Origin of the sequence: Mesorhizobium sp. M7A.F.Ca.MR.362.00.0.0, assembly GCF_004023175.1 — a bacterium.
GTDB lineage: Bacteria > Pseudomonadota > Alphaproteobacteria > Rhizobiales > Rhizobiaceae > Mesorhizobium.
In genome coordinates this window covers 1,732-11,932 of record NZ_RZTF01000190.1, presented here as the reverse complement: position 1 = coordinate 11,932, position 10,201 = coordinate 1,732, and the positions used below count along the sequence as shown (strand labels likewise).

10 protein-coding genes and 1 pseudogene (1 of these 11 cut by a window edge) are annotated in these 10,201 nt (G+C 62.6%); 7 read left to right on the top strand and 4 right to left on the bottom strand.

Going from position 1 to position 10,201, the window contains the following annotated elements:
- The 4 genes and pseudogenes from EOC06_RS21595 to EOC06_RS44875 all read right to left on the bottom strand — a co-directional run.
- Window positions 1-608 (bottom strand): annotated as a pseudogene (locus tag EOC06_RS21595) (ABC transporter permease); the annotation flags it as partial.
- Window positions 605-2,137 carry a sugar ABC transporter ATP-binding protein gene (locus tag EOC06_RS21590; protein WP_128308742.1) on the bottom strand — a complete coding sequence of 511 codons (1,533 nt, stop codon included), beginning with the start codon at window positions 2,135-2,137 and terminating at the stop codon, window positions 605-607. The gene EOC06_RS21590 and the pseudogene EOC06_RS21595, both read right to left, overlap by 4 nt.
- A gap of 83 nt (window positions 2,138-2,220) precedes the next feature.
- Complete coding sequence (locus EOC06_RS21585; protein WP_281062096.1) at window positions 2,221-2,868, bottom strand: substrate-binding domain-containing protein; 648 nt, start codon at window positions 2,866-2,868, stop codon at window positions 2,221-2,223.
- Entirely contained in the window at window positions 2,837-3,358 is a 522-nt protein-coding gene (locus EOC06_RS44875; protein ID WP_281062095.1) for a substrate-binding domain-containing protein, read from the bottom strand. Before EOC06_RS44875 ends, EOC06_RS21585 begins: the two co-directional genes overlap by 32 nt.
- 219 nt (window positions 3,359-3,577) lie before the next feature.
- Here EOC06_RS44875 and EOC06_RS21580 point away from each other — a divergent pair, with 219 nt between their 5' ends.
- The 7 genes from EOC06_RS21580 to EOC06_RS21545 all read left to right on the top strand — a co-directional run.
- Complete coding sequence (locus EOC06_RS21580) at window positions 3,578-4,252, top strand: GntR family transcriptional regulator (RefSeq protein ID WP_013533053.1); 675 nt, start codon at window positions 3,578-3,580, stop codon at window positions 4,250-4,252.
- A gap of 290 nt (window positions 4,253-4,542) precedes the next feature.
- On the top strand, window positions 4,543-5,370 hold the full coding sequence (locus tag EOC06_RS21570; protein ID WP_128308741.1) for a phosphogluconate dehydrogenase C-terminal domain-containing protein: 828 nt from the start codon (window positions 4,543-4,545) through the stop codon (window positions 5,368-5,370).
- A 328-nt stretch (window positions 5,371-5,698) separates the two neighbouring features.
- On the top strand, window positions 5,699-6,640 hold the full coding sequence (locus EOC06_RS21565; RefSeq protein ID WP_128308740.1) for a D-ribose ABC transporter substrate-binding protein: 942 nt from the start codon (window positions 5,699-5,701) through the stop codon (window positions 6,638-6,640).
- A gap of 95 nt (window positions 6,641-6,735) precedes the next feature.
- On the top strand, window positions 6,736-7,380 hold the full coding sequence (locus EOC06_RS21560; protein ID WP_127398397.1) for a DUF2291 family protein: 645 nt from the start codon (window positions 6,736-6,738) through the stop codon (window positions 7,378-7,380).
- On the top strand, window positions 7,377-8,933 hold the full coding sequence (locus EOC06_RS21555) for a sugar ABC transporter ATP-binding protein (RefSeq protein WP_128308739.1): 1,557 nt from the start codon (window positions 7,377-7,379) through the stop codon (window positions 8,931-8,933). Before EOC06_RS21560 ends, EOC06_RS21555 begins: the two co-directional genes overlap by 4 nt.
- Window positions 8,926-9,990 carry an ABC transporter permease gene (locus tag EOC06_RS21550; RefSeq protein ID WP_127326976.1) on the top strand — a complete coding sequence of 355 codons (1,065 nt, stop codon included), beginning with the start codon at window positions 8,926-8,928 and terminating at the stop codon, window positions 9,988-9,990. The genes EOC06_RS21555 and EOC06_RS21550 overlap by 8 nt, the downstream gene beginning before the upstream one ends.
- A gap of 2 nt (window positions 9,991-9,992) precedes the next feature.
- Window positions 9,993-10,201: the start of a Gfo/Idh/MocA family protein gene (locus tag EOC06_RS21545; RefSeq protein ID WP_128308738.1), read on the top strand. Its footprint extends 829 nt past the window's final position; only the first 209 of its 1,038 coding nucleotides appear in the window; its start codon is at window positions 9,993-9,995; its stop codon lies beyond the right edge, outside the window.

Sequence of the window (10,201 nt, the reverse complement as noted above, 5' to 3'; positions counted from 1 at the left end):
GTGCCGAAGCGGGTTCCCTTCAGCCAGAACCAGGCGAGCAGGACGACGCCGATCACCACCAGCGGCATCGGCAGCCAGCCGGTGATCGCGTCGCCGAGATAAAACGTGCCAAGATCGGGCGACACGAAGCCGCCGGGCTTGTCCATCACCAGCAGCGTCACGCCTTGCAGGATGAACATGGTGGACAGCGTCACCACGATGGGCTGCATGCGCAGCACGGCGATGAAGAAGCCGTTGAAGGCGCCCACCGCCATGCCGACGCCGATGCCGACGGCGGTCCACAGGATGATGCTGGCGCCTGGCGCCATCGGGTCCATGCTCGATGCCAGCACGGCATTGACCAGCGATATCACCGCCCCGGCGGACAGGTCGAAGCCGCCCGACAGGATGACGATGGTCTGACCGATCGCCGCGAGCGCCGAGGTGGCGCCGCCGCTCGACAGGAACGACACGTCGAAATAGGTCAGCGGCCCGGCGCTGATCCAGTCGACGACGAAGAGCAGGATCGCCAGGACGGCCGCGGCGATCAGCGCGCCGCGATTGCGCACCAGCGCACGGCGCAGTCCGAAGCGGCCGGGAACAGGGGATGAGGATGCTGCGCTGCTCATGCGGCGGCTTCCCCGGCATGGCCAAGCGCCGGGCGCATGATGGCCGGTTCGGTGATGGCGTCGCCTTCGAGTTCGGCGGCGATGCGCCCGTCATAGAGGACCAGGACCCTGTCGCATTGGTGAACGAGTTCGGGGATCTCCGTCGAGTGCAGCAGGATCGAACCGCCCGAAGCCACATAGTTTCGCATCATCACATAAAGCTCGTGCTTGGTGCCGACGTCGATGCCTCGGGTGGGATCGAACAACAGCAGGATGCGGCTCTGCGCCACCAGCCATTTGGCGATGGCGATCTTCTGCTGGTTGCCGCCGGAAAACGCACCGGCCCGCGTCCACAGCGCCCGACGGTCGACCTCGACAGTGGCGAATGCCGCCTCGACGGAGCGGGTCTCAGCCTGCGCGTCGACAAGGCCTAGCCGTGTGAAGCGCGATATCACCGGCAGCGTGGCGTTCTGGCTGCCCGACAGTTTCAGGAACAGGCCTTCGGATTTGCGGTCTTCCGGCACCAGGCCGATGGCCATGTTGGGGCGCAAGGCATCGGCCGGCGAACCGAGCCAGACCTTGCGGCCGTCGACGAGGATGTGGCCGCGCTCGATCTCGGCCATGCCAAAGCAGGCCAGGAACAGGTCCTGCTGGCCCATGCCCTGCAACCCGGCGACGCCGAGGATCTCGCCCTTGCGCAGATCGAAGCCGGCGCCGTCGAGCTTGCGCCCGACCTTGAGGTCGCGCACGCCCAGAACCGGCGGCCCGAAAGCCTGGGCGCTGTCCGGCTTGGGCGGGAAGGTCTGCTCGATGCTGCGGCCGATGATCTTTTCGATGACGTCGCCATCCGAGACGTCCGCAACCGGCGCGGTGACGATGTGGCGGCCGTTTCTCAAGATCGTCAGCGTGTCGCAAAAGGCGCGGACTTCGCGCATGCGATGGGTGATGAAGACGATGGTGGTACCCGCCGTCTTCAGCCTGGCGATGATCGCGCCTAGCCAGTCGACGTCGCGACCCGCGAGCGTCGAGGTCGGTTCGTCGAGCAAAAGGATGCGCGGCTTACGGTAGACGGCACGGGCGATTTCGATCTTCTGGCGCACCGAAAGCTCAAGTTCACCCACCTCGGCATCGAGATCGACGGAAAAACCGAGATTTTCGATATGGCGACGGACGGCCTTGCGGGCAGCACCGCGGCGGATCAGGCCGGAGACGCCCACGGGGGCGTAAGGCAGCATCATGTTGTCGAGGACGGAGAGGTCGCGCACCAGTGTCATCTCCTGGAATGCTGTCTGCATGCCGAGCGCATGGGCTGCGCGCGGGGCGCCGTAAGCGATCTCCTTGCCGAAGACACGGACATGGCCTTGGGTCGGCCGGACCAGTCCGGACAGCAGCTTCACAAGTGTCGACTTGCCGGCTCCGTTTTCACCGAGCAGGGCATGGACGCTGCCGGGCGCGATCGCAAACGTCACGCCGTCCAGCGCGACGGTCGGGCCGAACGCCTTGCTGATGCCGTCGATCTCGATGGCGGGGAGCTCGGAATGTTCTGTCATTGTCCTCGATCGCCAAGCTTGGCATGGACCGACGATGCACGGACAGAAAATGTCCGCGCATCGTCAAGATCGCCTTGGGAGGCTTATTCTTCCGGTTGTCCGACGAGGGCAGCCGCGAGGCCGACCTCGGGTGTCTGGTCCGAGAAGATCGAGGCAAACCAGCCCGGATTGGAGACCAGCGACGGCTTGAAGGCGTTGCAGCCGGCCTTCATCTCCGCCCATGTGCCTTCGTCGCACAGCTTGATCGTCTCATTGGTGACGACCGGCAGCGGCAGGATGGTGGTCTTCGGCACGTCCTTGCCTTCGATCGCCTCGACGGCAAGCTTCAGCGCCAGCGCACCCGAATAAGGCGGCGAGGCATAGGAAATGCGTTGTGCGCCGGCCGGCGCGTAGGGCGCGGCCGCACCTTCGACTTCGGTGCCCTCCGGCAGCATCTGGATGCGGCCGCCATTGGAGCCCTCACCGGCACAAGGCAGGAGTTCGCTGGTCTTCTTGCCGGCCTCGAGCTGCATCGAGTTGGCGGTGAAGCAGCCGACCTGCATCCACAGCCCGTTGATGTCGTCCCAATTGCGGGTGGCCAGGATTTTCGAAAGCTCGGTGCGGGCGACCGCCTGGCTCCACATGCCGACAGCCTCGCCGACGATCTTGATATCAGGATATTTGGCGAAGACTTCCTTGGCGGCTTTTGTCCGCTGATCGTCAACGGATGTTCCCGGGACANNNCGGGACACCCGTGATGGCGATGATGTTGCCCTTGCCGTTGAGCTTCTTGACCAGCCATTCGGCGGTCACCCTGCCGGCTTCCAGCTGGTCGATGTGGACGTTGTAGGCGCAAGGCTCGGTGATCTCGGCGTCGTAGGCAAAGACCTTCACGCCCTTGTCGCAGGCATTCTTGACGACCTGGTTGAGCGCGGTCGGCGAGATCGGATATACGACGATGGCCTCGGCGCCGCTTTGCACCATTGCGTTGATCTGCTGAATCTGGCGTTGCGCGTTGGGGCCAGCGACCTGGACCTGCAGGTCGACCTTGTCGGCCAGGCTCTTGTGGGCGGCCATGGCCTTGACCATGTTGGCCGCCTCCGCCTGCCAATCATTGCCGATGTAGCTCATGCTGAGAAAGATCTTGTGCTTCTCGGCTGCCTGCGCGGCGGACAGGCCGAAGGCGCATGCAGCCATCCCAGCCAGCAGCGCGAGCCGCCGGACTTTCGATCCGATACCCATGTGAAACTCCTCCCAAACAGAACGACCGAATGCCTCCCAAGGGCACAAAACGTAACCCTTGCCATTCGATGCCAGCGACCGTAACATGATTTGATCAAATATCAATGATGAAATCGTTTATATCGAAATGGGCTATGTCGGCCGCTTGACGTGGCACCACGAACCTTGCATTCCGACACAAGCAATAGTGTCGCCCTTGGGCGGGAAGGTTGACCGGAGATGGCTGGATCGGCGTTCAGGAAGCCTGGTGTCGAGATCATTCCACTGTCCAAGGAAACTCTGCAGGACCGGGTCTACAATCAGGTCACCGAACTGATCCTCGACGGCAGCATCGTACCGGGCGAGATGGTCACGGTTCAGAGCCTCGCCGACGCCTTTGGCGTCAGCCCGATGCCGGTCAGGGAAGCGCTGCGGCGCCTGACGGCAGCCAACGCGCTCACCGTGGTATCCGGACGCTCCATTGGTATTCCGGCACTCAGCCGCGAGCGGCTCACCGATTTGCGCAATGTACGTTTTGAGATAGAGGCCATCGCCGCCGGCTGGGCCTCACAGAACCGGAGTGATGCGGATCTTGCGATTTTCGCGCGCGATCTGGACTCACTGGAACGCGCGAATGGCGCGGACGACGTAAAGGCCTATCTCAGGGCGAATTATACCTTTCACTTCGCAATCTACCGAGCAGCGGGATCCGAAACCCTGCTCAAGATCATCAAGGATCTATGGCTGCAGATCAGCCCCTATTTCAATATGCTGCATGGGTCCTACTCGACCGCGAACACATACCATCAACAGATGTTTGCGGCCCTGCGCGACCGTGACGAGCAGGCAGTTCAGGCGGCGGTTCGCGGCGATATCGATGCGGCTTTCGACATGCTGGTCGATCTTTTGAAGTAGCGCCCGGCCCGACCTCCGACCCCTATCACATGCCTCCTATTTCTGGGGATGGCAGAGCAGCGCTCATGCGCACTCAGCGGGCAAGCGCGGGCTTCTTCTGGTGATCCAGAGATCATAACCCGAGCGCGCCATCCATGGTTCTCGTACTGGAGCTTACCGGCGGCAGCCGATGACGCGGCGAACGCATCGCATGGTCATTATCGGATTGCCAAAATCTGGTAGCGTGATTATACCAGTTGATCAGTTGACGACGCGCGATGCCGTCGGCGAAGAACAGGAGTGGTGACCAGATGACAACGATTGCGCTGTTCGGGGCTGGCGGGAAAATGGGCTACCGCCTGTCGACCAATTTTCGCGAGTCGCCCTACACGATACGCCATGTCGAGGTCAGCGATGCCGGCCGCGAACGGCTGAAGACCGGACTGGGTTTCGATACGGTCAGTGCCGACGAGGCGCTCAAGGACGCCGATGTGGTGATCCTGGCCGTCCCCGACACGCATATCGGCAAGGTAGCGGCCAGCATCGAGAGCAAGCTGGCGCCAGGCACGATGGTGGTGGTGCTCGACGCGGCGGCACCTTTCGCCGGCCATCTGCCGAAGCGGCCTGACCTCACCTATTTCGTCACTCACCCCTGCCATCCGCCGATCTTCAATGACGAGACCGACATGGCAGCCAAGAAGGACTATTTCGGCGGCGTGAAGGCCAAGCAGCACATGGTCAGCGCCCTGATGCAGGGCCCGGAAGAGGACTACGCCAAGGGCGAGGCGATCGCGAAGATCATATGGGCGCCGGTGATGCGTTCGCACCGCGTCAGCGTCGAACAGATGGCGCTGCTCGAGCCTGGCCTTTCGGAGACGGTGTGCGCCTCGTTGCTGGTGGTCATGAAAGAAGCCGTCGACGAGGTCGTGGCGCGCGGCGTCGACCAGCAGGCGGCACTCGATTTCCTGCTCGGCCATATGAACGTGCTCGGCGCCGTCATTTTCGGCGAGACCAAGGGCGTTTTCTCGGACGCCTGCAACAAGGCGATCGAATTCGGCAAGCCGGTGCTGATGCGTGACGACTGGAAGCGCGTGTTCGAACCGGAAGAGATCGCCGCCAGCATTCAGCGGATCACCTGAGAGAAGACAGGTGCTTGACGCAGCACCTCAAGGGCCCGGCATGCCATTGCCGATCCTCGATTTTGGTAGCTCATCAGGTACATGTCACCTGAATTTGTGGTTGACTCATCATACCAGTTGGCTTAGCTGTTCATGGCTCGGATCGACAAGGTTTCGCAGGGAGCACGATGCCTGGGCGAGTGGAGGAGGGCTGGGGAGCAACGATCCGTCTTGGGTAAGCCGGCAACGGTTTTCGACCCAAGCGATCCGCGGCCCGCGCTGCCTGACGAATTCGGATGCAGACAAAGCCATTGGCCGATCAAGGCAATTTTTCAAACGGGAGGACTTCATGAAACTCACACGCAGAATGACGCTTGCGGCTTTCGCCGGTATGCTGGCGCTTGGCACGGCAGTGCCCGCCTATGCGGCGGATCTCATCGCCATTATCACGCCCTCACACGACAATCCGTTCTTCAAGGCGGAAGCCGTCGGCGCGGAAGCCAAGGCCAAGGAACTCGGCTATGAGGCGCTGGTGCTGGTCCATGACGACGACGCCAACAAGCAGTCCGAGCTGATCGACACCGCGATCGGCCGTGGCGCCAAGGCGATCATCCTCGACAATGCAGGCGCCGACGCCACCGTCGCCGCCGTGCAGAAGGCCAAGGACGCAGGCATTCCGTCCTTCCTGATCGACCGCGAGATCAACGCCACCGGCGTCGCCGTGGCGCAGATCGTCTCCAACAACTACCAGGGCGCCCAGCTCGGCGCGCAGGAATTCGTCAAGCTGATGGGCGAGAAGGGCAATTTCGTCGAGCTGGTCGGCAAGGAATCCGACACCAATGCCGGCATTCGTTCCAAGGGTTATCACGACGTCATCGACGACTATCCGGACCTGAAGATGGTCGCCCAGCAGTCGGCCAACTGGAGCCAGACGGAAGCCTATTCCAAGATGGAATCGATCCTGCAGGCCAACCCCGACATCAAGGGCGTGATCTCCGGCAACGATACGATGGCGATGGGCGCCTATGCGGCACTTGCCGCGGCGAACCGCAAGGATGTCATCGTCGTCGGTTTCGACGGATCGAACGATGTTCGCGACTCCATCGTGTCGGGCGGCATCAAGGCGACCGTCCTGCAGCCGGCCTTCGCGCAGGCGCAGATGGCGGTCGAGCAGGCCAACGACTTCATCAAGAACAAGAAGTCGCCGGCCAAAGAAAAGCAGTTGATGGACTGCGTTCTGATCAATGGCGACAATGCCGCCAAGCTGGAGACCTTCGCGCTGACGAACTGAGCCAGCGTGATTTCAATAGCGAGGGGCGAACATCGGTTTTCGCCCCTCGCCGCCATTTTCCGTGGGCCGCCCACGATGCTGAACGACAGGCCGCCATGCTGAACACCAAGCCGAACTGGCCGACCCTTACCGTGATGGTCGGCATCAGCCTGACCGCCTGCAAGATCCTGCCTACGAAATCGGAAGCCGGAGACAACGCTCCCGCCTTCAATCCAGACAAGATGGTCGAAGAGACATGGGCGGCAAAGGTCGTGCCCTATCTCCAGCAGAAAGCCGGACCGTTTGCGCAGGTTCACACCCTGGCGACAACCGATCCATCGGCTGCCGGCGCCAAATACGGCAATCCGAACAAGCAGGCGAATTCGCCTTGGACTTTCGCGGTTCGCCTGGAAGGCAAGATCGTCGCGGCCAACACGCAGTCGCGGGCAGCAACCGTCGACGTCGATGTCGACGGCGACGGCAAAGCCGATGCACGAGTGCAGATCGGACCGGCGGTGCGCGGTACCGCGCTGCGCGACAGCCTGGACTTCATCCAGTTCAACGACTTCACCAACCAGATCGACTTCGCCCAGTTCGGCAAGGCGTTCAACGCTTATGCCGACAAGACGGTGCTCTCCAAGCTGCCACGCGATGCGCTGCAAGGCCGCAGCGCCAAGGTGCTCGGCGCCTATACGCTGGGGAGCGGCCAGGACCTGCCGCTGGTGACGCCGGCGGAGGCAGAGATCGGGCCGAAGCCATGAGCGCGACAGCTGAGCGCGAAATCATCCTGAAGCTCGAGGACGTCTCCAAGGTCTATTCCGGCACCGTTGCGGTCAAGCGCGCCAATTTCGAGGTGCGCAAGGGCGCGGTCAACGTGCTGGTCGGTGAAAACGGCGCCGGCAAGTCGACGCTGATGAAGATCATCGCCGGTGTCGAACGGCCGACCGCCGGCCGCATCCTGCTGGAAGGTGAAGAGGTTTCCTTCTCCTCGTCCGCGGACGCGGTGAACCGCGGCATCGGCATGGTGTTCCAGGAGCTGAACCTGTTCGGCAATATGAGCGTCGCCGAGAATATTTTCGCCACCCGGGAGATCACCAACCGCTTCGGCAAGATCGACCGCGAGCAACAGGAAAACCGCGCTGCGGAATTTCTGGAACGCCTGCAAGCCGGCATACGGCCAGACATGCTGGTTGAGGATCTGCGCATCGGTCAGCAGCAGCTGGTCGAGATCGCCAAGGCGGTCTCGCTCGACGCGCGCATCCTGATCATGGACGAGCCGACCTCGGCGCTGAGCGCTGCGGAAGTCGAGATCCTGTTCAAGGTGATCGCCGACCTCAAGGCACGCGGCGTGGCGATCGTTTATATCTCGCACCGGCTCGAAGAGCTGATCCGCATCGGCGACTACATCACCGTGCTGCGTGACGGCCGCATCACCGGCCAGGAAGAGATGAAGAACGTCGACACGCAGTGGATCGTTCGCCAGATGATCGGCTCCGACGCCAAGGACTTCGCCAAGGCCGACGGCCATCTTCCGGGAGAAGAGATTTTTCGTGCCGAGGAGATCTGCCTGCCGCGCGCCACCGGCGGACTTGCCGTCGACCATGTCTCGTTGTCGCTGCGTGCCGGCGAGATCCTCGGCATTTACGGCCTGATGGGCGCCGGGCGCAGCGAGCTGTTCGACTGCATCATGGGCCGTCACGGCCATTCGACGGGCGAGATCTTCATTGGCGGTATAAAGGTCAAGGAGCGCGATACGACGCGGCGCATCCGGCGTGGCCTGGCATTGATCCCCGAAGACCGTCAGCGCGAAGGGCTGGTCTCGATCCTCTCGGTCGCCAGCAATTTGACGCTGGCCAGCCTGTTGCGATTTGCCCGCCTGTTCCATATCCGTGGCGCCGACGAAAGGCAGGCGGTGACGCAGATGGTGCGGGAGCTGGCGATCAAGGTCGCCGACCCTGCGCAGGAGGTGTCGTCGCTGTCGGGCGGCAACCAGCAGAAAGTGGTGATCGGCAAGGCGCTGCTCACCGAACCCAAGGTGCTGCTGATGGACGAGCCCAGCCGAGGCATCGATGTCGGCGCCAAGGCAGACGTCTTCCGCACCATGCGCAAACTGTCCCGCGACGGTTTGGGGATTTTGTTCGCCACCTCCGACCTCGACGAGGTGATGGCGCTGTCCGACCGCATCGCGGTGATGAGCAACGGAAAACTGACCGGCATGTTCGATCGCGCCGAAGCGACGGAGGCGGCACTCGTGGCTGCATCCGCGCTTGGCCACGGACCGACCCCACGCACGGAGAGCACCGCCCATGACTGACATCCCAGCCAAAGCGGCCGCTCCCTCCACTTCCGGCGGCTCGGTGCTGCTGACCGTGATGAAGCTTCGGACGTTCATCGCGCTGATCGCCGTGCTGATCTTCTTCTCGATCGCGGCGCCGAATTTCCTATCGACCGCCAATCTGATCCTGATGTCGAAGCACGTGGCGCTGAACGCATTCCTGGCGATGGGCATGACCTTCGTCATCATCACTGGCGGCATCGACCTTTCGGTCGGCTCGATCGTCGGCCTGTGCGGTATGGTGGCCGGCTATCTCGTGCTCAACGGCATCGACCTGCAGATCGGCTACACCATCTATTTCAACGTCTTCGAGATCGCGCTGATCACACTGGCCGTCGGCATATTGATCGGCGCCGTCAACGGATTGCTGATCACCAGGCTGAACGTTGCACCGTTCATCGCCACGCTCGGCGTGCTCTATGTCGCGCGCGGGCTGGCGCTGCTGTCGTCGGACGGCCGCACCTTCCCCAACCTCGTCGGCAAGCCGGAACTGGGAACCACCGGCTTCGGTTTCCTCGGCGCCGGCCGGCTGCTCGGCCTGCCGGTGGCGATCTGGATCCTGATCGTCGTTGCGCTGGGAGCCGCCTATCTCGCCAAATACACGCCACTCGGCCGCCACATCTTCGCGGTCGGCGGCAATGAACGGGCGTCGCGGATTTCGGGCGTCCGTGTCAACATGGTGAAGATGTTCGTCTATATGTTCTCCGGTTTCTGCGCGGCGATCGTCGGCCTGATCATCTCGTCCGAGCTGATGGCTTCGCATCCGGCGACAGGCGAAAGTTTCGAGCTCAACGCCATTGCGGCGGCGGTGCTTGGCGGTACCTCGATGTCGGGCGGGCGCGGCACGATCGGCGGCACCATCGTCGGCGCCTTCGTCATCGGCATTCTTTCGGACGGGTTGGTGATGATGGGCGTGAGTTCGTTTTGGCAGATGGTGATCAAGGGTCTCGTCATCATCGTCGCCGTTGTCGTCGACCAGGCACAACGCCGGCTTCAACAGCGCGTCACCTTGATGCAGATGGCGAAGGCGGGTTGAGCATGGCGGAGTTGCGTGGAGCGCTGATCGGCTGCGGCTTCTTTGCCGTCAACCAGATGCACGCCTGGCGCGGCATTGCGGGCGCCTCGATCGTCGCCATCTGCGACCGTGACCCGGAACGGCTCAAGATCGTCGGCGACCAATTCGGCATTGCGAAGCGCTATACCGATGCGGCGGAACTTTTTGCCGGCGAAAACCTCGACTTCGTCGA

What these genes read in the sequence shown, in the direction of transcription:
- EOC06_RS21555 (WP_128308739.1), top strand. Translation starts at nt 7,377, where the DNA reads ATGAGCGCGACAGCTGAGCGCGAAATCATCCTGAAGCTCGAGGACGTC.
- EOC06_RS21570 (WP_128308741.1), top strand. Translation starts at nt 4,543, where the DNA reads ATGACAACGATTGCGCTGTTCGGGGCTGGCGGGAAAATGGGCTACCGC.
- EOC06_RS21580 (WP_013533053.1), top strand. Translation starts at nt 3,578, where the DNA reads ATGGCTGGATCGGCGTTCAGGAAGCCTGGTGTCGAGATCATTCCACTG.
- EOC06_RS21590 (WP_128308742.1), bottom strand. Translation starts at nt 2,137, where the DNA reads ATGACAGAACATTCCGAGCTCCCCGCCATCGAGATCGACGGCATCAGC.
- EOC06_RS21550 (WP_127326976.1), top strand. Translation starts at nt 8,926, where the DNA reads ATGACTGACATCCCAGCCAAAGCGGCCGCTCCCTCCACTTCCGGCGGC.
- EOC06_RS21565 (WP_128308740.1), top strand. Translation starts at nt 5,699, where the DNA reads ATGAAACTCACACGCAGAATGACGCTTGCGGCTTTCGCCGGTATGCTG.
- EOC06_RS21560 (WP_127398397.1), top strand. Translation starts at nt 6,736, where the DNA reads ATGCTGAACACCAAGCCGAACTGGCCGACCCTTACCGTGATGGTCGGC.